Raw genomic sequence first — 24,124 nt, 5'->3', positions numbered from 1 at the left:
CCCTCCATGCACAGTTCTTCGTCTCGGAGTCGTCGCAGAGCCGTCTAGGCTGATCGTCATGTCGACGGATGCCCCCGAACGCCGGACGTACAGCTATCTGGGGCCTGCCGGCACCTTCACCGAGGCCGCGCTCGCGCAGGTCCCCGAGGCGCGCGGCCAGATCTGGCGCCCGGTGAGCAACGTCGGGCAGGCGCTCGCCGACGTCGTCTCGGGACGCAGCGACGCCGCCATGATCGCGATCGAGAACTCGATCGAGGGCGGCGTCTCGAGCGCGCAGGACGCACTCGCGACCATCCCCGGGCTCCGGATCGTCGGCGAGTACCTCGTGCCCGTGCGCTTCTGGCTCGTCGCGCATCCCGGGGCGTCTCTCGACGACATCCGCGCGCAGAAGCCGGTCGGCGTCGCGGGCCATCCGGTCGCCTACGCGCAGTGCCTCGGATGGCTGGCCGAGAACATCCCCGATCACGAGCACGTCGTCGCGTCGAGCAATGTGGCGAGCGCCGTGGGGATGCTCGACGGCTCGCTGCCCGCACAGGTCGCGATCGTCGCGCCGGGCGTCGCCGAGCACCACGACGTCGAGGTGCTCGCGAAGGACATCGGCGACAACCCCGAGGCCGTCACGCGCTTCGTGCTCGTCACGCGCACGGTCGCGCCGGCCGCGCCCACCGGAGCCGACAAGACGTCGCTCGTCGCCGAGCTGCCGAAGGACGAGCCCGGAGCTCTGCTCGAGCTGCTCGAGCAGTTCTCGACACGCGGGATCAACCTGAGCCTGCTCGAGTCGCGCCCGATCGGCGACGCCCTCGGGCGGTACCGCTTCGTCATCGACGCCGACGGGCACGTCTTCGACGAGCGGATGGCCGACGCGCTGATGGGCCTGCGGCGCTTCAGCCCGAACGTGGTGTTCCTCGGCTCGTACCCGCGCGCCGATCGCCAGGTCGTCCATTACCCGCAGCGCTATGGGGACGAGGCGTTCGTCGAGGCGCGGGACTGGCTCCGCGGCCTCCTCGCCGGCGAGCCCGAGGCGTAGCCCCCCGTTCTCGGCCGTCCGGGTCGCCGGGGCTGTTGGGGTCGTTCGGGTCGTCGGGTCGTTCGGGCCGGCTGTCCAGGTCGCGGTTTGCGGCCTTCCGGGGCCTCCGGAGGACGGTTTGTGCGACCTGGGCGGGTGGCCGGTTGGGGTCGGCTGTCCGGGTCGCGGTTTGCGGCCTTCCGGGGCCTCTGGAGGACGGTTTGTGCGACCTGGGCGGATGGCCGGTTGGGGCTCGGTGTCCGGGTCGCAGTTTGCGGCCTTCCGGGGCCTCCGGAGGACGGTTTGTGCGACCTGGGCGGATGGGCGATCGTTCGGGTCGCGGTTTGCGGCCTTCCGGGGCCTTCGGGGGACGGTTTGTGCGACCTGGGCGGATGGCGGTTCGTTCAGGCCAGCGCGGCAGCGAGCAGCTCGACCGTCTCGAGGCGACCGGGCGCCGCGTCCAGCGGGTCGGCGTCGTACGACCCGGCGGCGGGCGAGATCATGATCTCGTCGACACCGTGCTGAGCCGCGAACGCGCGCAGCTCGGCGGCCACGGTGTCGGGCGTGCCGACGAACCAGCGCGAGCGTGACTGCTGGATGAACGACTCCTCGAGCGCATCGGATGGCGCCGCGAGCGCCTCGTCGATCGTCTCGATCGGGCGCATGGGCTTGTTCGTGCGGAGGCGTGCGAACTGGCGCAGCTGGGGGAGTGCGCGCCGCTCGGCCTCCTCCGGCGTCTCGGCGACGACGACGTTGGCCGTGACGAACGACTTCGGTGCGTCCAACCACGCGCTCGGCTTGAACTGGCTGCGGTAGAGGGCCATCGCGCGCTCGAGTCCGTCGCCCGCGAAGTGGTTGGCGAAGACGTAGGGCAGTCCGAAGCTCGCGGCCAGCTGCGTGGAGTAGTCGCTCGAGCCGAGCAGCCACACCTCCGGAGCGCCGGTCGCGGCCGGCGTCGCGTGCACGGCGTACTCGCCGCCCGAGGTGAAGCGCACGGTCGCGCCCTCCGGGCTCATGATCGCGAGGATGTCGGTCACGTGATCGGGGAACCGCTCCGCCTCGCTCGTCGTGCCCGAGCGGCGCAGGAGCTGCGTGATGACCGGGTCGCTGCCCGGTGCGCGGCCGAGGCCGAGGTCGATGCGCCCGGGAGCGAGCGCCTCGAGGGCCGCGAACTGCTCGGCGACGATGAGCGGCGCATGGTTCGGCAGCATCACGCCGCCCGACCCGATGCGGATGCGCGCAGTGCGCGCGGCCGCCGCCGCGATGAGCACGGGCGGCGTGGTCGACGCGACCGCGGGCATGTTGTGGTGCTCCGCGAACCAGTACCGGCGGTATCCGAGCTCATCGGCGCGCTGCGCCATCTGCAGGGAGGCGGCGATCGCCTGGGAGCTGGACTGCCCCGTGCGGACCGAGACGAGATCGAGGATGGACAGAGCGGGAGCGGGTGCGTCGGACATCGCTCGAGACAACCGCGCCGTGGGCGAGCGTATTCCTCCGCCCGCCTCGGGCGCGGCATCCTCTCGTTACCGCCCTACAGTCCCCAGTCGTCCGCGACGCGCGGGGCGATGTGGCGGACCCAGGGCGTCGACAGGTGGCTGTCGTCCTCGTAGACCGGGTACTCGTCGACGACGAGCGGGCAGCGTCCGTCGAGGCAGGCGTACCTGACGACGTCGATGTACTCGGCGCCGACGTCGGCAGCCTCCACGGCGGCCTTCGTCAACGCGTTGCTGTCGTACTCGAGACCGCCCGGCGCCGAGATGCACGAGGCCTGCGTGGCGCCGGGTGCGGTCAGGCACTCGGCAGGGCCGGGGCGCGTGGGCACGTCGCCGAGCACGCGGATGTCATCGGTCACGCCGGCGAGCTCGGCGACCGACGCCTCGACCGCCGCGGACCACTGGTCGGGCGCGCTCACCCCTCCGCGGCCATCCTGCAGGAAGAGCATGCCGCGCGCGGTCGTGAAGATCGTGTCGGGTCGCAGCTCGGCGAGCTCCGCGCTCGTCCAGCTGCGGAAGGCGTCGCACTCCTCCTGCGTCATCGCCTTGGCGGCCTGGTAGACGGGGTAGTGCGCGCAGGCGAGCTTGGCGAACATCCGCACCTGGTAGCCGCGCTCGCGGCCGATCTCGTCGAACGCCGGCAGCCACATCGCCGCGTGCGAGTCGCCGACGAGGGCGATGACGCGGTCGGCGCTCTCGTCGCCGAAGACGCACTCGGGGGCGCTCGTCTGGCCATCCGCCGCGAAGCATCCCTCGCCGACCGCACCCCAGTTGTCCTTCGTGAGCGCCGAGCCGTCGATGGACGGAGGGATGGGCGCGCCCTCGTCGGCGAGGCGGAGTGCGGTCTCCAGCTCCCACGCCACGTCGGGGGTGCCGCCGAGCTGGGTGAAGCCGCTCGTCTCGCCGCTCTCGAACCACGCGGCCGCCGCGCGGTCCGCCGCCTGGTCGCGGTAGCCGGCCAGAGCCGTCGCCGTGAGCGCGCCGACGAGCACGACGGCGACGGAGGCGGGCCAGAGAGCGAGCGCGCGTCGCCCCTGCGAGATGAACGGGACGCGCCGGTGATGGAACGGCACCTCGACGAGGTGGTAGCTGACGGCCGAGAGAGCCACGGCGACGCCCACCGCGAGCGCCCCCGACGCGAGAGGCGGCGTTTCGTCGGGAAGGATGGCCGGCACGAGCAGGATCGCCGGCCAGTGCCAGAGGTAGAGCGAGAACGACACATCGCCGATCCATCGCAGGGGGCGCAGCGACAGCAGGCGCCCGACGAGGCAGCGCGGACCCGAGGCGAGCAGGAGCACGGTGCCGATCGTCGGCACGAGGGCCTGCCATCCCGGGAACGCCGAGCCGGCGTCGAACGCGACCGCCGCGACGGCGATGAGGATGGCGCCGAGCAGGCTCGTGAGGGCGCGCCACGGTGCGCGGAGGGTGGCGGGCAGCACGCACGCGAGCAGCGCGCCCGCGGCGAGCTCGTACGCGCGAGCCGGGGTGTTGAAGTAGGCCGCCGCGGGGGAGGAGGCCGTGTAGAGGAGCGACCAGGCGAGCGAGCCCGCGAACACCGCGGTCGCCGCGATCGTGAACGCCCGCCGCGACAGACGCGTGAGGACGAGCATCGCGAGCAGCGGCCAGACGAGGTAGAACTGCTCCTCGACCGCGAGCGACCAGTAGTGCTGCAGGAGCGACGGCTCGCTCGAGGAGAAGTAGTCCGTGCCCTGCGCCGCGAGGTGCGCGTTCGCGAGGAACACCGCCGACCACCGCGCGTCTGACGTCGTCTGCTCGACCTGCGTCGTGGGCAGGAGTGCGGCCGCGGCCGCGAGCACCGTGAGGATGACGACGGTCGCCGCGGGGAGGATGCGCCGCGCGCGCCGCACATAGAAGTCGGCGATGCTGATCCGACCCGTGCGCTCGTGCTCGCGCAGGAGAAGGCCCGTGATGAGGTAGCCCGAGATCACGAAGAACACGTCGACGCCGATGAAGCCGCCGTCGAGGCGCGGCACGCCCGCGTGCGCGAGGACGACGAGCCCGACCGCGATCGCGCGGAGCCCCTGGATGTCGGTGCGCCAGGTGCCGCGCCGCGCGGGCTGGCCGGTCGCGGGCACGCGCGTGTCGGGGGCGGCTGTCGTCTGCATCGCGAGAGACCATACGACGTCGAGCCGAGGAAGTCCGGCAAGCGCGGGCCGGCTCTGCCCGGGGTGTTCGCACGCGGGGAGATAGCCTCGGGAGTATGGGCGTCGAGGTGTTCGTGATTCTCGTCTGTTCCGTCGCGGTCGCGGCTTTCGCCCGATGGCGAGGATGGCCGGCGCCGCTGGTCGTGACCGCGGTCGCGCTCGCGGCCTCGCTGCTGCCGTTCGTGCCGACGGTCGAGATCGACGGTCACCTGCTGCTCAACCTCACCCTGCCCCCGCTGCTCTACTCGGCCGCGCTCGAGGTGTCGTTCGTGAGCTTCAAGCGATCGCTTCCGCACATCCGCCGTCTCGGCGTCGGCCTCGTCGTCGTGACGGCCGCGGCCGTCGGTCTCGTGGCGTGGCTCATCATGCCCGAGCTCACGATCGCCGGCGCGCTGCTGCTCGGCGCGATCGTCGGGCCGCCCGACGCCGTGTCGGCGGCCGCGATCGCCCGGAAGCTCGGGCTGCCTCGCCGCGTGATGACCGTGATGTCGGGTGAGAGCCTCATCAACGACGCGACGTCGCTCACGCTCGTGCGCGTCTTCGCGGCCATCGTCGCGGGAGCGACCGTGACGGTGTGGGATGGCGTCGTCGAGTTCGCGCTCGCGGTGGTCGTCGGCGTCGCGGTCGGCCTCGTGTTCGGCATCGTGCTGCACCAGCTGCGCCTGCGGATCAGCGACCCGGTCGTGACGGGGACCGTCGGCCTCCTCGTGCCGTTCGGCGCCTACGCGGTCGCCGAGCAGCTGCACGGATCGGGCGTCCTCGCGGTCGTCGCGATGGGGCTGTACGTCGGCTTCAACGCGCCGAAGACGCGGTATGTCACGCGGCAGCAGGATGGCCCTCTGTGGTCGTCGATGGACTTCCTCCTCGAGAGCTTCGTCTTCGCGTACATCGGCCTCCAGCTGCCCGACGTCGTGCGCGAGCTGGGCGGCGTCTCGGGCGTGCAGACGATCGTGCTCGCGCTCGCCGTGCTCGTCGTGGTCCTGCTCGTGCGCCCGGTGTTCGTGTACGCGAGCTATGCGTGGGGTCAGATGTGGCAGCGGCTCCGCCTGCTGCGGTGGAAGCACGCGGCCGAGGAGTTCCGCGCGAACCCCGACAGTCCGCGGGCGCGGATGGTCCGCCGGCAGCGCGAGCGCCTCGAGCGGCACGGTCGCCCCGTGACCGAGAAGACCATCCGCCAGCGGATCATCGAGCCCCCGATGTCGGTGCAGGAGCGGGCGGTCGTCTCGTGGGCCGGCATGCGCGGCGTCGTGACGCTCGCGATGGCGGCGGCCCTGCCCGACCTCACCGAGGGCGGGATGTCGCACGGGAACGTCGAGGTGCTCATCGTGTGCGCGTTCGTCGTCACGGTCGGGACGCTGCTGCTGCAGGGCCTCACGCTCGCGCCGCTGATCAAGGCGCTCGGCGTGAACGCCGACGCCGAGCGCGCCGCGGATGCCCGCCAGCTCGAGGCCATCCGCCGGCGCAGCGCCGAGGCCGGGCGCGAGTACCTGCGCGTCAAGCAGCAGGAGTGGGCGGAGCTGTACGGCGAGGACTCGATCGACAAGTTCAACAAGGTCGCCCGGTCGCTGCTGCGGGTCGAGAAGAACGCCGACAAGGCCGAGCGGGCGCTCGAGCGCGCGGAGGGGGCGCCGCCGATCCTCAAGCGCCCCAGTTACGAGAGCGTGCGCGACCTGTCGAAGGGGTGGCTCGAGGTGCGCCGCCAGGTGCTGCTTGAGGAGCGCGATCGCGGCAACCTCAGCGAGGAGGTCATGCGCGAGCTGATCACCGCCATGGACGCCGAGGAGCTCGCGCTCGACACCCGCGGGAACCTGCGCCCGCCGACCCGCTGACGCGCGACCATGGAGGACGACGAAGGCGGCCATCCGATCGGATGGCCGCCTTCGTGCGGAGATCAGGCGATCAGGCCTTGGCGCCGACGGGCTCGGCGTCTTCGCGCTCGGACTCGTCGATGAACGGCAGGCCCGCGCGCTCGGCGTCGTAGAGCTCCTCGTCGAGGATCCCTTCGCGCTTCGCGACGATCGCGGGGACGAGCGCCTGGCCGGCGACGTTGACCGCCGTGCGGCCCATGTCGAGGATCGGGTCGATCGCGAGCAGCAGGCCGACGCCTTCGAGGGGCAGGCCGAGCGTCGAGAGCGTCAGCGTGAGCATGACGGTCGCGCCGGTCGTGCCCGCGGTCGCGGCGGATCCGACCACCGAGACCACGACGATGAGCAGGTACTGGATCAGGGTGAGCTGGACGTCGAAGAACTGCGCGACGAAGATCGCGGCGATCGCGGGGTAGATCGCGGCGCAGCCATCCATCTTGGTCGTGGAGCCGAACGGGACCGCGAACGATGCGTACTCGCGCGGGACGCCGAAGTTGCGCTCGGCGACGCGCTGCGTGAGCGGCAGGGTGCCGATCGACGAGCGGCTGACGAAGCCGAGCTGGACGGCAGGCCACACGCCCGTGAAGAACTGCTTGATCGAGAGGCCGTGCGTCTTCACGAGGATCGGGTAGACGACGAAGAGGACGAGCGCGAGGCCGATGTAGATCGCGAGGGCGAACCACGCGAGCGACGTCAGGCGTTCCCAGCCGTACTCGATGACCGCGTTGCCGATGAGGCCGAGCGTGCCGATCGGGGCGATGCGGATGATCCACCACACGACGCGCTGGATGACCTTCAGAAGCGACTCGGTGAAGACGAGGAACGGCTCGGCCTTGCGGCCGGCGCGCAGCGCGGCGGCGCCGACGACAGCGGCGACCACGATGATCTGCAGGATGTTGAAGTTGACGCTCGAGGTGAGAGCGCCGTCCTCGGCGGCGTAGGTCGAGACGCTCAGACCGAGGAAGTTCTGCGGGATGAGGCCGAGGAGGAAGTCCCACCACGAGCCGACACGCGATGGCTCGGAGGTCTCCAGGCCCGCGCCCGCGCGGTTGCCCGGCTGGAGGAGGAGGCCGAGGCCGATGCCGATGACCACGGCGATGAAGGCCGTGATGGCGAACCAGAGGATGGTCTGGCCCGCGAGGCGCGCGGCGTTCTGCACGCGACGCAGGTTGGAGATGCTCGCGACGATCGCCGTGAAGACGAGCGGCACGACGGCGGTGCGCAGGATCGTGACGTACGAGCTGCCGATCGTGTCGAGGGTCGCGGCGAGCGGGTTCGGCTCGCCGTCTGCGCTCGCGCCGATCGAGCGGCCAACGAGGCCGAGCACGATGCCGACGACGAGGGCGGCGATGATCTGGAAGCCGAACGAGGTGTAGAAGGGGCGCTTCGCCTTGACGGGGCGCGCCGACGCGGTGCTGCTGCTGCTCATGATCTCCTGTGGCGGCGGGGATCTCCCACCCGGCACGAGGGTCTACTTTAAATCCGCCCGAATAGGTGAAGGGCCGATGAGGCGCAGGAAGTCGTCACGTGACGACATGTGTCGGGGATGGTGGATGGCGCGGGGCGCGACGGTCAGACCGCGCTGCGGCGAGTGACTATCGACTCGCGCTTCCCGGAGCCCCGGACGCTCTCGACTGAGGGCACGTCCTCGCGACGCGCTCAGCGGTCGGCGCGGACGAGCAGATCCCCGATCTCGCAGTCGAGCGCCTGGCAGATGGCGATGAGGGTCGAGAAGCGGATGGCCCGAGCCTTGTCGTTCTTGAGGATCGACAGATTGACGATGCTCACGCCGACGATCTCGCTCAGTCGTGTGAGCGTCATCTCCCGTTCGGCGAGGAGTTCGTCGAGTCGGCAGTGGACGCCGGTCTCCTCGTCGTCAGCGGCGGGCGTCACACGAGGCCTTCCGTGTCGCGCTGAAGCCGCTCGCCGACGGCGAAGGCGCGAGCGACAGCACCAAGTCCGAAGAAGAGGAACAGCTGCAGGAAGTCCATCGGCTCGTTGGCCGCGACGTACGCACCGTCACTGATCTGCTCGGTGGCGGCGGCTGTGATGTACGAGCGCAGGAACGACCCGGCGACGAGGTCGAGGCCGATGGCTCCCGCCATCACCACCAGCTGGACCGTGTTGTCGCGCGTGAAGGCCCTGCCGCGCGCGAGATTGAGGACGACGAATGCCGCGCATGCGAGCGCGCCGAGCAGGCTCAGTGCGTGGATCGACACCTCTGCGATCAGCGCGGCGTACGGCGCTGGGGGAAGCCCGCTCAGGAAGAGGGTCGCGCGGTCCACCGAGACATCGACGCCGGAGCCGTCAGGACCGAGCGGCAGTGTGGCCACCTCTTCGGGAAGTCGAACGGTGACCGGCACATCCGCGTTCGGGATGATCCGCGAGAGCCGCAGCACGGCGTCCACGATGACGCCGCACGCAAGTATGACGGCGAAGACGATGATCCCGAGGAACGTCCAGCGATCGCTCTGGGGGAAGAGCTCAGGACGGGAAGTCGAGACGCTCATCACACGAGTCCTTCTGTGTCGCGCTGAAGCCGCGCGCCGATCGTGAGCGCGGCAGCGAGGAGGAACAACAACGTCGGGGTCACCAGGGCGCCGGCGGGGAATTCGAACATGAGGATCGCGAAGCCGAAGTTGTGGAGCCCGAGTGCCTCGGTCGCGGCTGCCGCCGCGAGGCCGCGCAGGAGCGGCGTCAACAGAGCCGCCGCGAAGGACAGCAGTGCGGCGACGAGGGCGACAGTCGCGGTTCCGGGCAAGAGCGGGCGGTGGGAGGCGAAGCGCCGGCCGAGGATGAAGATGAGCACGCAGATCGCCAGAGCGGAGCTCGCCGAGAGAAGGACGCCGAGCGCGAGGGGGACGCGCACGGACCACGGGGCCCCGACGACCGTGACCTCAGCCTCCGTGAAGATCGAAGACGGCACCTGCTTGAGTCCGTCCTCGAAGAAGACCGCGTCGTCCGCGATCGGGACGTGCACCGGGATGGCGCGTGCGAAGACGCCGTTCACAAGCTGCCAGACCATCCAGACGATCGTGAGCGCGAGCGCACCCAAGCTCAGCCAGGCGACCAACGAGATGGCCCGACGGTCTCCGCGCGTGATCGGAGAATCCGAGTTCGACGGCATTCTGACTTCCCCTCGTAACGAAAATCGATAACAACGATAGTCGTTAAGGTGGGCGGGGTGCGCCAGGGGTGCGGTGTCATCGTGACCGTTCTGTGATGAGGGAGGGGTGGGGCATTTCGTCTCGGTCGCTTCGCTCCCTCGCTCAATGACCGGGAGAGGAGGGACGCTCACGGGCGCAATGCCCGGGAGTGGGCATTTCGTCTCGGTCGCTTCGCTCCCTCGCTCAATGACCGGGAGGTTGGTCAAGGCGCTATGCCCAGGGCGAACACGGCTCCTCGAGCGACGGGCGCTCGTTACGGTGGAACCACGACGCGTCGACCGTCCTTTATCGACGCGTCCTGGCCTCGGCCCTGAGGAGTGACATGTTCGAGAGATTCACCGACCGTGCCCGTCGTGTGGTCGTCCTCGCCCAAGAAGAGGCGAAGATGCTCAACCACAACTACATCGGCACCGAGCACATCCTGCTCGGGCTCATCCACGAGGGTGAGGGCGTCGCTGCCAAGGCGCTCGAATCGCTCGGCATCTCGCTCGACGCTGTGCGCGAGCAGGTGCAGGACATCATCGGCCAGGGGCAGCAGCAGCCGACGGGGCACATCCCGTTCACGCCGCGCGCCAAGAAGGTGCTCGAGCTGTCCCTGCGCGAGGCTCTGCAGCTCGGCCACAACTACATCGGCACCGAGCACATCCTCCTCGGCCTCATCCGCGAGGGCGAGGGCGTCGCGGCCCAGGTGCTCGTGAAGCTCGGCGCCGACCTCAACAAGGTGCGCCAGCAGGTCATCCAGCTGCTCTCCGGCTACCAGGGCAAGGAGCCCGTGGGCGTCGCGCCGAGCGGGCAGGAGTCGCAGCAGGCGGCACAGGGCGGCTCGCAGGTGCTCGACCAGTTCGGCCGCAACCTCACGCAGGCCGCGCGCGAGAACAAGCTCGACCCGGTCATCGGGCGCGAGAAGGAGATCGAGCGCGTCATGCAGATCCTGTCGCGCCGCTCGAAGAACAACCCCGTCCTCATCGGCGAGCCCGGCGTCGGCAAGACCGCCGTCGTCGAGGGCCTCGCGCAGGCGATCGTCAAGGGCGATGTGCCCGAGACGCTCAAGGACAAGCAGCTGTACTCGCTCGACCTCGGCTCGCTCATCGCCGGCTCGCGCTACCGCGGCGACTTCGAGGAGCGCCTGAAGAAGGTCACCAAGGAGATCCGCACGCGCGGCGACATCATCGTCTTCATCGACGAGATCCACACCCTCGTGGGTGCGGGCGCCGCGGAGGGCGCGATCGACGCGGCCTCGATCCTCAAGCCGCTCCTCGCTCGCGGCGAGCTGCAGACGATCGGCGCCACGACGCTCGACGAGTACCGCAAGCACTTCGAGAAGGACGCGGCCCTCGAGCGCCGCTTCCAGCCCATCCAGGTCGCCGAGCCCTCGCTGCCGCACGCGATCAACATCCTCAAGGGCCTGCGCGACCGCTACGAGGCGCACCACAAGGTGCAGATCACGGATGGCGCGATCGTCGCGGCCGCGAACCTCGCGGACCGCTACGTGAGTGACCGCTTCCTCCCGGACAAGGCCATCGACCTGATCGACGAGGCCGGCGCCCGCCTGCGCCTGTCGATCCTGTCGTCGCCGCCGGCTCTGCGCGAGTTCGACGAGAAGATCGCGAAGGTCCGCGAGGCGAAGGAGGCCGCGTCGGAGGAGCAGGACTTCGAGAAGGCCGCCGCTCTGCGCGACGAGGAGAAGGCGCTCCTGGGCGAGCGCTTGCGCCTCGAGAAGCAGTGGCGCTCGGGTGACGTCGCCGCGCACGCGGTCGTCGACGAGGGCCTGATCGCCGAGGTGCTGGCCCAGGCCACGGGCATCCCGGTGTTCAAGCTCACCGAGGAGGAGACCAGCCGCCTCGTCTTCATGGAGAAGGCGCTGCACCAGCGCGTCATCGGCCAGGAGGAGGCGATCGCTGCGCTGTCGAAGACCATCCGCCGTCAGCGCGCCGGCCTCAAGGACCCGAAGCGCCCCTCGGGCTCGTTCATCTTCGCCGGCCCCACGGGCGTCGGGAAGACCGAGCTCGCGAAGGCGCTCGCGGAGTTCCTCTTCGACGACGAGGGTGCGCTCATCTCGCTCGACATGTCGGAGTTCGGCGAGAAGCACACCGTCTCGCGTCTGTTCGGCGCCCCTCCCGGGTTCGTCGGCTTCGAGGAGGGCGGCCAGCTCACCGAGAAGGTCCGTCGCAAGCCGTTCTCGGTCGTGCTCTTCGACGAGATCGAGAAGGCGCACCCCGACATCTTCAACTCGCTCCTCCAGATCCTGGAGGAGGGGCGTCTGACGGATGGCCAGGGCCGGGTCGTCGACTTCAAGAACACCGTGATCATCATGACGACGAACCTCGGCTCGTCGGCGATCGCGGGCGGTCCGGTCGGCTTCCAGGTCGAGGGCAACACCCAGACGACCTACGAGCGGATGAAGGGCAAGGTCGACGAGGAGCTCAAGCGCCACTTCAAGCCCGAGTTCCTCAACCGCGTCGACGACATCATCGTCTTCCCGCAGCTGTCGAAGGACGAGCTCATCCAGATCGTGGACCTGTTCACGAAGCGTCTGGCGGAGCGCCTGCTCGACCGCGACATGACGATCGAGCTGTCGCAGGCGGCCAAGGAGCGTCTCATCGAGGTCGGCTTCGACCCGGCGCTCGGCGCCCGTCCGCTGCGTCGCGCCATGCAGCGCGAGGTCGAGGACCGGCTGTCGGAGCAGCTGCTCAACGGCCAGCTCGAGTCGGGCCACCACATCAAGGTCGACCTCGTCGACGGCCAGTTCACGTTCCACAGCGCACCCCGCGGCGAGAAGGTCGCGGTCGGCGTGAACACGGGCGGCGACATCTCGGCCACGCCCGACCTCGCGGCGCTCGGCGACTGACGGAGACGGCCAGGGGCGGAGCCTTCGGGCTCCGCCCCTTTCGCGTGCCCGCGGCGCGCTCAGCGGAGCCTGAGGTGCGCCGTCCTAGGGTGGGAGGATGACCGAGTTCACGGTGCGCGCGGCGCGAGCGGCCGACATGGAGCAGGTGCACCGGATGCTCGAGCCGTACGTCATGCGGCGGATCCTGCTCGGCAAGGACCTCGTCGTGCTCTACGAGGCGACGCAGGAGTTCCTCGTCGCGGAGGACGCGAGCGGGCGGGTCATCGGCTGCGGTGCGCTTCACGTCATGTGGGAGGATCTCGGCGAGATCCGCACCCTCCTCGTGGAGGACGGATGGCTGCACCACGGCGTCGGCCGCGCCATCGTCGACGGGCTCGAGCGCAAGGCGCGCGACCTCGGCCTCACGCGACTGTTCTGCCTGACCTTCGAGGTCGACTTCTTCCGCCGGCGCGGCTTCGAGCCGATCGGCGAGCAGGTCGTCTCGCCCGACGTGTACTCGCAGCTCGTGCGCAGCCCCGACGAGGGCGTCGCCGAGTTCCTCGATCTCGCCCACGTGAAGCCGAACACGCTCGGCAACACCCGGATGCTCAAGCACCTCTGAGAGGATGCACCCGTGAGCCAGCGTCGCCGCCCCTCGAAGGCCGTCTACCGACGGCGTCGTCTCATGGTGCTGCTGCTGGCCGTGCTCGTGATCGGCGGGATCGTCTGGCTCGCGATCGCGCAGCCATGGCAGGCGCTCTTCGCGGGCCCCGCGGCGACCCCTGCCCCCGCGGCGACGACCGAGGCGCCCGCCGCGGCCGAGCCGAGCGAGGAGCCCACGCCGACGTCGACGCCCACGCCGACCGAGCCCGCGGCACCGGGGGAGTGCGACCCCGCGAAGCTCGAGGTCGTCGGGCTCGCCGACCAGGGCGAGTACGCGGCCGACCAGCAGCCCCGCTTCTCGATCGAGCTCACGAACACGGGCGACGTCGACTGCGTGCTCAACGTCGGCACCACCACGCAGCGCTTCACGGTGACGAGCGGCGCCGACACGTGGTGGACCTCGACCGACTGCCAGAGCGAGCCGAGCGACATGGAGGTCACGCTCGCCGCGGGCCAGACCGTGACGAGCGCCGAGCCGGTCGTGTGGGACCGCACGCGGTCGAGCGTCGACACGTGCGACAGCGACGCGCGGCCGGCCGCTCCGGGCGGCGGCGCGTCGTACCACCTCGAGGTCGAGATCGCCGGAGTGACGTCGAAGCAGACGACCCAGTTCCTGCTGCGCTGACGGTCTCCGGCGGACACGCCCGAGGCGCGGTGTCCCCCGAAAGGGGGACATACAGGACGAAGCGCGCCGCGTAAAGTCGTACGTGACTCCGAAGATGATCCCAGAGCTGTCCCCAGCAGCTCGCCGCACATCGTGTCCCCAGCACGGCGGCATCGAATATCGGAGGGATCAGCCCCTCACCTCCCGGAACCCCGGAGGCGAGGGGCCCCTCATTTTCCCTCCTCACGGCGCGGCTCCGTAGGGTGGAGGGCATGGCCTCCTCGAAGCGCAAGAAGTCCGTCGCGGCCGACCCCTCGGCGTTCCGCTCCGAGGCGCTCGCGCAGGCTCTCGAGAAGCAGGACATGGCGGCGGTCGCCCTCGCCCTCCGCAACGGCAACACCGTCGTGCCGCTGCTCTCGCCCGGGCCGAAGGACGACCCGCTCGACGGCGGCGAGGTGTGGACGTACCGCGACGCCAGCACGGGCCAGGTCGCGCTGCTGCTCTTCAGCGATGCCCGGCACAAGCCCGCGAACCTGCCGCCCGCGGTCGGCGTCTACTCGCCCGCCTGGCTGCGCGCGTTCCTCACGCAGCACCGCCGCACGATCACGTCGGTGTTCCTCGACATCGCGGGCCCGCACCCCATGCAGGCGACCCCCGACGACCTGCTCGCGGCGCTCGAGGCCTGAGCGGGTGGCGCGGCGCGCCTGATCAGAAGTCGGCGAATCCCGTGTGCTGCGGGACGAGGTGCAGCGACCGCATGTCGTTGAGCGCCGATGTGAGCTTGCCCGAGCGGTCGTCGACCACGCGCGTGTAGCCGAGACGCGCCGCCTCGGCACGTCGCTGTGCGCCCTGCGTGACCGGACGCACGTCGCCCGCGAGGCTGAGCTCGCCGACGGCGGCCACGTTGCGGGCGATCGCATGGTTCCGCACCGATCCGGCCACGGCGATCGCGATCGCGAGATCGGCGGCGGGCTCGGTGAACTTCACACCGCCGACGGTCGACACGTACACGTCGAGCTCGCTCGTCTTGATGCCAGCGCGGCGCTCGAGCACGGCGAGCACCATCGCCACGCGCGACGGATCGACGCCGTGGACGACGCGGCGCGGGTTGTTCGCCGACGTCGGAACGGTGAGCGCCTGCACCTCGACGGGGAGCGCCCGCCGCCCCTCGAGGGCGATCGAGATGCACGTGCCGGGCTCGGGGCTGCCCTGCGAGAGGAACAGCGCACTGGGATCGGGCACCTCGACGATGCCGTCGCCCGCCATCTCGAAGCAGCCGACCTCGTCGGCCGCGCCGAAGCGGTTCTTGAGCGCGCGGATGAACCGCAGGCTCGTCTGCCGGTCGCCCTCGAAGTGGCACACGACGTCGACGAGGTGCTCGAGGAGGCGCGGGCCGGCGACCTGGCCGTCCTTCGTGACGTGCCCGACGAGGATGACAGGGAGGTCGCGCTCCTTCGCGACGCGGATGAGCGTCGACGCGACCTCGCGCACCTGCCCCGGCATGCCCGCCGCGCCGTCCGACAGGGACGACGAGATCGTCTGCACCGAGTCGATGATGACGAGTGCGGGCTGGACCGCGTCGATGTGCCCGAGGATCCGCGCGAGATCGGTCTCGCTCGCGAGGAACAGCTCGTCGTGCAGCGCACGGGTCCGCTCGGCGCGCAGGCGCACCTGCCCGGGCGACTCCTCGGCACTCACGTAGAGCACGCGGCGCCCCTCGCGCGCCGACTGCGCCGCGACCTCGAGCAGCAGGGTCGACTTGCCGACGCCGGGCTCGCCGGAGAGCAGGATGGCCGCGCCCGGCACGATGCCGCCGCCGAGCACACGGTCGAACTCGCCGACGCCGCTCGCGCGGCGCGGCGTCTCGGCCGTGCTGATCGACGTGATCGGACGCGCGGACGCGGTGGGGATCATCGGCGCGACGCGGCGGCCCGCGTCGGCGGGCGCCGCCGCCTCGGACACGGTGTTCCACTGCTGGCACTCGCCGCAGCGCCCGACCCACTTGGGGCTCGTCCAGCCGCACTCGCTGCAGACGTAGGCGGGCGGGGCGGGGCGCTTCGAGACCATGCTCCTCAGCGTACGAGGGGGCACCGACATCCGATCGACCGGCGCGTGCGGGAATCCCTACCGGATCGACAGACTTTACGCTGCATGAAGCGCGTCAGCGCCCATCGGCTCCGCCTGTGGTGGACTGGATCCATCGGCCCCCGAGCCGATGCCCTTGCCCTGTCCCGAGGAGACTCCCATGTCCCGATTCCCCCGCGCCGCGCTCGCCGCGGCATCCGTCGTCACGGCAGCAGCGCTTCTCGCCGGCTGCTCGGGCGGCACGGCCCCCACGGAGTCCGCCGGCTCTGGCGAGCCCCAGCAGGGCGGCACGCTCACGTACCTCGAGCCGCAGACGTGGCTCACCCTCTACCCGCCGGCCGGAGGCTTCTACCCCAACGGCGGCATCATCAACAACATCACCGACCGCCTCCTCTACCAGAACCCCGAGACGCTCGAGCTCGAGCCGTGGATCGCGGAGGACTGGGAGGTCAACGAGGACGCGACCGAGTACACCTTCACCCTGCGCGAGGGCGTGACGTACTCCGACGGGTCGCCGCTCGACGCCGAGAACGTCGTGCGCAACATCGACCTCTTCGGAAAGGGCGACCCCGACCGCGCCCTCACCGTGTCGGAGGCCATCAACAACTACGACCGCGGAGAGGTCGTCGACGAGCGCACGGTGAAGTTCCACTTCACGGCGCCCTCGCCCGGCTTCGCGCAGGCGGTCTCGACGATCAACTCGGGCCTGCTCTCGAACGAGACGCTCGAGCGCACGGGCGAGGAGTTCGGCCCGGGCAACGCGACCGAGATCATCGGCAGCGGCCCCTTCGTCGTCGCCGACGAGGAGATCGGCACCGAGATCTCGCTCGAGGCGCGCGAGGACTACGACTGGGCGCCGCCGTCGCTCGAGCACCAGGGCCGCGCGTACCTCGACGGCATCGACTACCTCGTCGTGCCCGAGGACAGCGTGCGCGTCGGCACCGTGACGGCTCAGCAGGCGCACATCGCCCGTCAGATCGAGGCGCCCGACGAGCCGCAGTTCGCCGCCGACGGCCTCTCGCTGCACGCCGCCGCGACGAACGGCGTCAACAACGGCCTGAGCTTCCGCTTCCGCGACCCGCTCCTCGAGGACATCCGCGTCCGCCAGGCGCTCATCGCGGGCATCGACCGCGAGGAGATCGTCGAGACGCTCTTCACGGACAGCTACCCGCTCGCGACCGGCGCGCTCGCCGAGACCGCGCTCGGCTACACCGACACCTCGGAGTACTACGAGTACGACCCCGAGAAGGCCGCCGACCTGCTCGACGAGGCGGGCTGGGAGCTCGGCTCCGACGGCGTCCGCGAGAAGGACGGCGAGAAGCTCAGCCTCACGTTCAACGAGGCGCTCCCGCAGCCGCGCTCGAAGGAGGTCGTCACGCTCATCCAGCAGCAGTTGGGCGAGCTCGGCGTCGAGGTGAACCTCCTGCCGGGCGACCAGGCAGCGCAGGACGCCGCTCGCGGCGAGGTCGGCACGCTGCAGGTGTACCACTCGATGGTCGGCCGCGCCGACTTCGACGTCCTGAAGTCGCAGTACCACTCGGGCAACCGCAACACGCTGCTGAACGGCTACCCCGACGGCTCGGTCGGCGACGAGGAGCTCGACGCGCTCCTGCAGGAGATCGCCTCGAGCCCCACCGAGGAGGGTCGCGCCGAGGCGTCGGCCGCGGCGCAGCAACGGATGGCCGAGCAGGCCTACATCCTGCCGATCTTCGAGGAGCCGCAGGTGTTCGGCTACGTCGACGCCGTGCAGGGCTTCCGCACCGAGTCGGTCGGGCGTCCGCTGTTCTACGACACGTGGCTCAGCAAGTAGTCCCTTGCTGACCTACGTCCTGCGACGCGCCGGGCAGGCGCTGCTGGTGCTCGTGCTCGCCTACACGGCGGCGTACGTGCTCCTCGCGGCCCTGCCCGGCGACGCCGTGCTCGCCCGGTACGGCAACCCCGATCTCGGCCTCACGCCCGAGCAGCTCGAGCAGATCCGCGCCGCGTACGGCGTGGACCGCCCGCTCGTCGTGCGCTACCTCGAGTCGGCCGCGGGCTTCCTCCGCGGCGACTTCGGCTTCTCGGTGCAGAGCGGCGCCGCCGTGTCCGACCTCATCGCCGTGAACCTGCCCGCGACGCTGACCCTCGCGGTGCTCGGGCTCGGCGCGGCGATCTTCCTCGCCGTCACGATCGCGTTCACGGCGACGTACGGCGGATGGCGGTGGCTGCGTCGCGCGTTCCGCTCGATCCCGCCGTTCTTCGTCTCGCTGCCGGTCTTCTGGGTGGGCATCATCCTCATCCAGATCTTCTCGTTCCAGCTCCGGCTCATCCCCGCGATCGGCGCCGACCCCGTCCAGTCGCTCATCCTGCCTGTCGCGACCCTCGCCATCCCGATCGCCGCGCCCCTCGCGCAGGTGCTCATGCGCAGCATCGACGAGGTGCGCGAGCGCCCGTTCGTGGCGGTGGTCCGCGCTCGCGGGGCGAGCACGTCGTGGCTGCTCTGGCGCAACGTCGCCCGCAACGCGCTCCTGCCGACCCTCACGATGGCGGGCCTGCTGTTCGGCGAGCTCGTCGGCGGCGCGGTCGTCACCGAGACCGTGTTCGCCCGCAACGGCATCGGCCAGATCACGGCGCAGGCCGTCGCGAACCGCGACACCCCCGTCCTCCTCGCGGTCGTCGTCATCTCGACGGTCACGTTCGTCGTGATCAACCTCGTCGTCGACCTGCTGTACCCCGTGCTCGATGCGCGGCTGCGCACGCGCGCGTCGGCGCGCCCCGCGCGGAAGGGAGCCGTCCGATGACCGCCATCGCCCCCGGCCGCGCGCGCCGCGGCCTCGGCCGGTCGCTCGCGCGCCCCGGCTTCATCATCCCCGTCGTCGTCCTCGTCGTCGCGCTCGCCTGGGCGATCGCGCCCGGCCTCTTCACGGGCATCAGCCCGACCGACACCGTCGCGCCGTCGCTGCAGGCGCCGAGCGCCGCGCACTGGTTCGGCACCGACGCGACGGGGCGGGATGTCTTCGCGCGCGTCGTGCACGGCGCCTCCCAGTCGATCAGCGGCGCGCTCATCGCGGTGCTCGTCGGCCTCGTCGTCGGCACCGCCCTCGGCGTCACCGCCGGCGCGACCGGCGGCGTCGTCGACGAGGTGCTCATGCGCATCGTCGACGTGCTGCTCGCCATCCCCGCGCTCCTGCTCTCGCTGAGCGTCGTCATCCTGCTCGGCTTCGGCACGACGAACGCCGCGATCGCCGTCGGCGTGACCTCGATCGCCGTGTTCGCGCGCCTCGCGCGGTCGGAGGTCGTGAGCGTGCGCGTGAGCGAGTTCGTCGAGGCCGCGTACGGCTCGGGCGGGACCTTCCTCAGCGTGCTGTGGCGGCACATCCTGCCCAACTCGCTCACGCCCGTGATCGCCCTCGCCGCGCTCCAGCTCGGCTCGGCCATCCTGCAGATCTCGACCCTCGGCTTCCTCGGGTACGGCGCCCCGCCGCCCACGCCCGAATGGGGCCTCCTCATCGCAGAGGGCCGCGACTACGTCGCGACCGCGTGGTGGCTGACCGTCCTGCCCGGCGCCGTCGTCGTCGCGGTCGTGCTCGCGACGAACCGGCTGAGCCAGGCCATCCGAGGAGGCGAGCCGGCATGACGGAACCGCTGCTGTCCATCCGCGACCTCGCCGTGCAGTACCGCACGGCGCACGGCCCGGTCGACGCCGTTCGCGGCGTCTCGTTCGATGTCGAGGCCGGCAAGGTCACGGCCCTCGTCGGCGAGTCGGGCTCGGGCAAGACGACCGTCGCCCAGTCGGTGATCGGCCTGCTCGCCTCGAACGGGCACGTCTCGCGCGGGAGCATCCGCCTCGCCGAGCGGTCGGAGGGCCCCACCGAGCTCGTCGGGCTGAGCGAGCGCCGGTGGCGCCATCTCCGCGGCCGCTGCATCGGGCTCATCCCGCAGGACCCGGGCAACTCGCTCAACCCCGTCGCGACGATCGGCGCCAGCGTCGGCGAGGCGCTGCGGATCCACGGCTGGCGCGATCGTCGCAAGATCGAGGCGCGCGTGCTCGACCTGCTCGAGCGCGTCGACATCGACGACCCCGAGACGCGTGCGCGCCAGTACCCGCACGAGCTGTCGGGCGGGATGCGCCAGCGCGTGCTCATCGCCGCCGCGCTCGCGCTCGAGCCCGAGCTCGTGATCGCCGACGAGCCGACGAGCGCGCTCGACGTGACCGTCCAGCGCACCGTCCTCGACCTCCTCGACCGCCTCCGCGAGGAGAGCGGAACGGGCATCCTCTTCATCACGCACGACCTCGCCGTCGCGGCCGACCGCTCCGACGACATCGTCGTCATGCGCGGGGGAGAGGTGCAGGAGGAGGGGCCGTCGGCGGCCGTGCTCACGGCGCCGCAGTCGCCGTACACGCGCACGCTGCTCGCCGACGCGCCGTCGCTCGCTCAGGTCGTCGAGCGCACGCCGCCCGCGGTCGACCCCGGAGCGCGTCCGCTCGTCGAGGTGACCGGTCTCCGCCAGGAGTTCGCCCGCGGGGCGGGGCGGGCGCCGCTCGTCGCCGTCGACGACGTGTCGTTCGCGATCCCGAAGGGGACGACGCACGCGCTCGTCGGCGAGTCCGGGTCGGGCAAGACGACCACGGGGCGCAGCATCGCCGGCTTCAACCGCCCGACCGCGGGGTCCATCCGCGTGGGCGACGTCGATGTGACCGCGCTGCGGTCGGCGCGGGAATTCCGCCGCACGACCCAGCTCGTCTACCAGAACCCGTACGGCTCGCTCGATCCGCGCCAGACGATCGCGAGCATCCTCGCCGAGCCGCTCGAGAACTTCGGCCTGGGCGACCGGGCGGAGCGCGCGGACCGCGTCGCGCACCACCTCGAGCTCGTCTCGCTCGCGCCGGAGATCGGACGCCGCCGGCCGCGCGAGCTCTCGGGCGGGCAGCGGCAGCGCATCGCGATCGCCAGGGCGCTCATCCTCGAGCCGGAGCTCGTCGTGCTCGACGAGGCCGTCTCGGCGCTCGACGTGACCGTGCAGGCGCAGATCCTGCGCCTGCTCGCGCGCCTGCAGAGCGAGCTCGGGCTCACCTACGTCTTCATCTCGCACGACCTCGCTGTCGTGCGGCAGATCGCCGACACCGTGTCGGTGCTGCAGCGTGGCCGGCAGGTCGAGCACGGCACGGCCCAGCAGGTGTTCGACGACCCGCAGGACCCGTACACACGGCAGCTGCTCGCCGCGATCCCCGGGACGACGTTCCGCGAGGCCGACGGGCACGCGCAGGAGGGAGCACGATGACCGGACCGCGTCTGGGATTCTTCTCGCGCCTTCTCGAGGAGGCACCGGCCGCGGACCGCTACCGGTTCGCGCTCGAGCAGATCGCGCAGGCCGAGGAGTCCGGCTTCGCGTCGGCGTGGATCGCGCAGCACCACTTCGGCGAGCACGAGGGCGGGCTCCCCTCGCCGTTCGTTCTCCTCGCGGCGGCGGCCGAGCGCACGACGCGCATCGGCCTCGGCACGGCCGTCCTCACCCTGCCGATCGACGACCCGGTGCGCGCCGCCGAGGACGCGGCCGTGCTCGACCGCCTGAGCGACGGGCGCGTGCAGCTCGGCGTCGCCTCGGGCGGCACTCCGTCGTCGTTCGCCGCGTTCGGGCAGGATGCGGCGCGCCGTCGCGAGATCTTCGCCGACCACTTCGCGGTCTTCCTCGATGCGCTCGAGGGGCGCGGCATCCGCGGCACCGCGTCGCGCATGTACCCCGACGGCGGCGATCTCGCGCGGCGCCTGTGGCAGGCGACGTTCTCGGTCGACGGAGGGCGCCGTGCCGGCGAGCGCGGCGACGGACTCATGCTCTCGCGCACGCAGCCGCGCACCGAGGGAGCGGCCGACGCGCCCCTGCACACGGTGCAGCTGCCGATCATCGAGGCGTACCGACACGCGCTTCCCGACGGCGCGCCCGCGCGCGTCCTCGCGTCGCGCACGGCGGTCGTCGTCGACCCCGAGAACCGCACGCGCGTGCTCGAGCTCGCGCAGGATGGCCTGCGCCGGCTCGCCGAGACCATGTTCGGCCTCGACGCCGGCCGGCTCGGGATCGACGAGCTCGTGCGCATCACCGACACCCACATCGGCACGGTCGACGAGGTCGTCGCGACGCTCGCGGCCGACGAGGCGATCTCCGCCGCGACCGATGTGTCGTTCCAGGTGCACTCGGTCGCGGCGCCCCACGAGCTCACGCTCCGCTCCCTCGAGCTCCTGGCGACCGAGGTCGCCCCGCGGCTCGGGTACGCGACCGGCGCCGACGCGGCGTCGTCGCTGCGCACCGCGCACCATCCGCTCGTCCCCGCAACCGAAGGAGCCTCATGAGCCAGAACGCGGACATCATCGATCTGCTCGCGGGCGTCGCCCCGGGCAGCGCGCTGTCGGCCATCCGAGACCAGCGCCCCCAGGCGCGCGAGAACGCGCAGCGCAGCTTCGAGGCGCTCCTCGAGCCGGCCGACCCCGGCACGTTCCCGCTCTCGGAGCGGTACGCGGTCGCCGCCTTCGTCGCCCGCCTGCACGGCTTCGACGCCGCGACCGACTTCTACGCCGATGTGCTCGGCGACGAGGCGCCCGAGCTCGTCGCGCCGGTCGACGCGGCCGCCGCGAGCGGCGCGACGACGGGTCCGTACGGGGTCTACCGCGAGCCCGGTCTCGCGGGCGAGAGCCGCGAGGGGCTCGTCTGGACGGCCGACGCCGGAGCACTCGGCGAGCGGCTCGCCGCCGCGCTCACGCACGCGCACCTGCTCGTCTTCCGCCCGCGCGAGGCGCGGCCGGAGGCGCTCCAGGCGCTCGTCGACGCGGGCTGGAGCGCAGACGACATCGTCACGCTCTCGCAGCTCGTCGCCTTCCTGTCCTTCCAGCTCCGCGCGGCCTGGGGCCTGCGCGTCCTGGCCGCCCACCCCGCAGAAGGGAGCGTCGCATGAGCGAGCTCGTCACCGCGTACCCCGACCTCGCCCGCCCCGAGGCGTTCACGCAGCAGGGCCTCGGCTGGGTGCCGTGGCTCCTGCCCGTCGCCGAGGACGAGCTGACCGACGCGCAGCGCGAGGCGCTCATCGAGCCGGCGCGCGCGAAGATGCCGTACTTCCGGCTGCTCGCGCGCGATCCCGAGGCGCTCAGGGCCCGCACGCTGACCGACCTCGACATCTTCTTCAACGTCTCGAGCGGCGTCGGCCGAGCCGAGCGCGAGCTCGCGGCGGCGGCCACATCGCGGCACAACGGCTGCGTGTTCTGCGCGCACGTGCACGCGGCAGCGGCGACGCGCGAGTCGGGCCGGGAGGACGACGTGCAGCGCCTCCTCGACGAGGGTGTCGGCGCCGATCTCGGCGACGACACCTGGAACGCGATCGTCGCGTCGTCGGTCGCGCTCGCCGAGACGCCGCTCGCGTTCGACGGCGACGACGTCGCCCGCCTCCGCGAGGCCGGCCTCGACGACGCCGAGATCGTCGACGTGATCAACGGCGCCGCGTTCTTCAACTGGGCGAACCGGCTCATGCTGTCGCTCGGCGAGCCCGAGGTGCCGGCCCGACGTCGCGGCGGCGCATGAGCATCCCGCGGCTCCTCGACCACGTCGTGATCGCAGGACCCGATCTCGACGCGCTCGTGCGGTGGTTCGCGCAGGAGACCGGGGTGAGCGCCGCGCCCGGCGGCGTGCATCCCACGGGCACCGCGAACGCGCTCGTCGCCCTCACGGTCGCCGGAGAGCGCGGCCCGCAGTACATCGAGCTCATCGGCCCCGACCCCGATCGGAAGGACGCCGCGCTCCCGACGAAGTTCGGCATCGCGGGCCTCACCGCGCCGAGCGTGCAGACGTACGCCGTGCACCCCGACGACCTCGACGCGACGGTGGCCGCGGCGCGCGGGCGGGGGTACGACCCGGGCCCGATCGAGCCGCTGTCGCGGCGCACACCCGACGGGGAGCTCCTCGAATGGCGCCTCACGCGGGGCGAGGACGTCCGGCTGGACGTGCCGTTCCTCATCGACTGGGGCGCGACCGCGCAGCCCGGACTGTCGGCCATCCCCGCGATCGAGCTCGTCTCGCTCGTCCGCGTGGAACCCGACCCCGCGCCCCTCCGCCGTGAGCTCGACGCCCTCGGCCTGGGCGACGGCGTCGCGGAGGTCGCGGAGGGCGCTCCCGCCGGCTACCGCCTCACGCTGCGCCGCGACGACGGGCGCGTGGTCGTTCTGTAGCGGGTCGTCCGCCGGGTTTCCCTCTCGCGTTGTGCGCCATAGTTTGTAAGACTATGGAAC

The 24,124-nt window shown here is 71.4% G+C and carries 21 protein-coding genes; 14 read left to right on the top strand and 7 right to left on the bottom strand.

All coding sequences use genetic code 11. The features are described from left to right. The first annotated feature begins 58 nt into the window (after positions 1-58). Positions 59-1,027 carry a prephenate dehydratase gene (pheA, locus tag GC092_RS13395; protein ID WP_282979023.1) on the top strand — a complete coding sequence of 323 codons (969 nt, stop codon included), beginning with the start codon at positions 59-61 and terminating at the stop codon, positions 1,025-1,027. 383 nt (positions 1,028-1,410) lie between these two features. Here pheA and GC092_RS13390 read toward each other — a convergent pair whose 3' ends face one another. Beyond that, on the bottom strand, positions 1,411-2,463 hold the full coding sequence (locus tag GC092_RS13390; RefSeq protein ID WP_324012523.1) for an LLM class flavin-dependent oxidoreductase: 1,053 nt from the start codon (positions 2,461-2,463) through the stop codon (positions 1,411-1,413). A gap of 74 nt (positions 2,464-2,537) precedes the next feature. Then, a complete protein-coding gene (locus GC092_RS13385; RefSeq protein ID WP_324012521.1) occupies positions 2,538-4,625 on the bottom strand; it encodes an acyltransferase family protein in 2,088 nt (695 codons plus the stop codon). 95 nt (positions 4,626-4,720) lie between these two features. On the opposite strand from GC092_RS13385, the gene GC092_RS13380 reads away from it, so the two are divergent. Further along, positions 4,721-6,493 (top strand): cation:proton antiporter, encoded by a 1,773-nt coding sequence (locus GC092_RS13380; RefSeq protein WP_324012518.1) that lies wholly within the window; start codon positions 4,721-4,723, stop codon positions 6,491-6,493. A 70-nt stretch (positions 6,494-6,563) separates the two neighbouring features. Here the strand turns inward: GC092_RS13380 and GC092_RS13375 are convergent, their stop codons facing one another. The 4 genes from GC092_RS13375 to GC092_RS13360 form a co-directional block, all read right to left on the bottom strand. Continuing rightward, a complete protein-coding gene (locus tag GC092_RS13375; protein ID WP_324012517.1) occupies positions 6,564-7,958 on the bottom strand; it encodes a dicarboxylate/amino acid:cation symporter in 1,395 nt (464 codons plus the stop codon). Positions 7,959-8,188: 230 nt separating this feature from the next. Beyond that, positions 8,189-8,422 (bottom strand): helix-turn-helix domain-containing protein, encoded by a 234-nt coding sequence (locus GC092_RS13370; RefSeq protein ID WP_282979007.1) that lies wholly within the window; start codon positions 8,420-8,422, stop codon positions 8,189-8,191. Beyond that, positions 8,419-9,039 carry a hypothetical protein gene (locus tag GC092_RS13365; RefSeq protein WP_324012516.1) on the bottom strand — a complete coding sequence of 207 codons (621 nt, stop codon included), beginning with the start codon at positions 9,037-9,039 and terminating at the stop codon, positions 8,419-8,421. Before GC092_RS13365 ends, GC092_RS13370 begins: the two co-directional genes overlap by 4 nt. Continuing rightward, positions 9,039-9,656: a hypothetical protein gene (locus GC092_RS13360; RefSeq protein ID WP_324012515.1), complete on the bottom strand. Its 618-nt coding sequence runs from the start codon at positions 9,654-9,656 to the stop codon at positions 9,039-9,041. Before GC092_RS13360 ends, GC092_RS13365 begins: the two co-directional genes overlap by 1 nt. A gap of 362 nt (positions 9,657-10,018) precedes the next feature. Between GC092_RS13360 and GC092_RS13355 the strand changes: the two genes are divergently transcribed. The 4 genes from GC092_RS13355 (at position 10,019) to GC092_RS13340 (ending at position 14,476) form a co-directional block, all read left to right on the top strand. Continuing rightward, positions 10,019-12,544: an ATP-dependent Clp protease ATP-binding subunit gene (locus tag GC092_RS13355; RefSeq protein ID WP_271173147.1), complete on the top strand. Its 2,526-nt coding sequence runs from the start codon at positions 10,019-10,021 to the stop codon at positions 12,542-12,544. A 97-nt stretch (positions 12,545-12,641) separates the two neighbouring features. After that, complete coding sequence (locus GC092_RS13350) at positions 12,642-13,145, top strand: amino-acid N-acetyltransferase (RefSeq protein WP_271173146.1); 504 nt, start codon at positions 12,642-12,644, stop codon at positions 13,143-13,145. 12 nt (positions 13,146-13,157) lie between these two features. Then, the gene (locus GC092_RS13345; protein ID WP_324012510.1) at positions 13,158-13,811 is read left to right on the top strand and encodes a hypothetical protein; all 654 of its coding nucleotides are present in this window, start codon (positions 13,158-13,160) and stop codon (positions 13,809-13,811) included. 251 nt (positions 13,812-14,062) lie between these two features. Continuing rightward, entirely contained in the window at positions 14,063-14,476 is a 414-nt protein-coding gene (locus tag GC092_RS13340; protein WP_324012509.1) for an SseB family protein, read from the top strand. Positions 14,477-14,498: 22 nt separating this feature from the next. Here GC092_RS13340 and radA read toward each other — a convergent pair whose 3' ends face one another. Next, the gene (radA, locus tag GC092_RS13335; protein WP_271173143.1) at positions 14,499-15,857 is read right to left on the bottom strand and encodes a DNA repair protein RadA; all 1,359 of its coding nucleotides are present in this window, start codon (positions 15,855-15,857) and stop codon (positions 14,499-14,501) included. Positions 15,858-16,035: 178 nt separating this feature from the next. Between radA and GC092_RS13330 the strand changes: the two genes are divergently transcribed. From GC092_RS13330 to GC092_RS13295, 8 genes are read left to right on the top strand one after another with little or no spacing between them, the layout of a single operon-like run. Beyond that, entirely contained in the window at positions 16,036-17,685 is a 1,650-nt protein-coding gene (locus GC092_RS13330; protein WP_324012508.1) for a TIGR04028 family ABC transporter substrate-binding protein, read from the top strand. Between the two features lie 7 nt (positions 17,686-17,692). Next, positions 17,693-18,655, top strand: a complete 963-nt coding sequence (locus GC092_RS13325; protein WP_271173230.1) for an ABC transporter permease — start codon at positions 17,693-17,695, stop codon at positions 18,653-18,655. Beyond that, positions 18,652-19,491 carry an ABC transporter permease gene (locus GC092_RS13320; protein WP_271173141.1) on the top strand — a complete coding sequence of 280 codons (840 nt, stop codon included), beginning with the start codon at positions 18,652-18,654 and terminating at the stop codon, positions 19,489-19,491. The genes GC092_RS13325 and GC092_RS13320 overlap by 4 nt, the downstream gene beginning before the upstream one ends. After that, positions 19,488-21,137 (top strand): dipeptide ABC transporter ATP-binding protein, encoded by a 1,650-nt coding sequence (locus tag GC092_RS13315; RefSeq protein WP_324012507.1) that lies wholly within the window; start codon positions 19,488-19,490, stop codon positions 21,135-21,137. The genes GC092_RS13320 and GC092_RS13315 overlap by 4 nt, the downstream gene beginning before the upstream one ends. Further along, the gene (locus GC092_RS13310; RefSeq protein ID WP_324012505.1) at positions 21,134-22,201 is read left to right on the top strand and encodes a putative FMN-dependent luciferase-like monooxygenase; all 1,068 of its coding nucleotides are present in this window, start codon (positions 21,134-21,136) and stop codon (positions 22,199-22,201) included. The genes GC092_RS13315 and GC092_RS13310 overlap by 4 nt, the downstream gene beginning before the upstream one ends. After that, positions 22,198-22,800: a CMD domain protein gene (locus GC092_RS13305; protein ID WP_271173138.1), complete on the top strand. Its 603-nt coding sequence runs from the start codon at positions 22,198-22,200 to the stop codon at positions 22,798-22,800. The genes GC092_RS13310 and GC092_RS13305 overlap by 4 nt, the downstream gene beginning before the upstream one ends. Then, positions 22,797-23,420 (top strand): alkylhydroperoxidase domain protein, encoded by a 624-nt coding sequence (locus GC092_RS13300; protein WP_271173137.1) that lies wholly within the window; start codon positions 22,797-22,799, stop codon positions 23,418-23,420. Before GC092_RS13305 ends, GC092_RS13300 begins: the two co-directional genes overlap by 4 nt. Next, a complete protein-coding gene (locus tag GC092_RS13295) occupies positions 23,417-24,064 on the top strand; it encodes a VOC family protein (RefSeq protein WP_324012503.1) in 648 nt (215 codons plus the stop codon). Before GC092_RS13300 ends, GC092_RS13295 begins: the two co-directional genes overlap by 4 nt. The last annotated feature ends 60 nt before the right edge of the window (positions 24,065-24,124 follow it).

It is taken from the genome of Microbacterium sp. JZ37, assembly GCF_035188445.1.
Classification (GTDB): Bacteria; Actinomycetota; Actinomycetes; order Actinomycetales; family Microbacteriaceae; genus Microbacterium; species Microbacterium barkeri.
The sequence above is the reverse complement of the archived record's forward strand: the minus strand, read 5'-3'. Positions and strand labels throughout refer to the sequence as shown.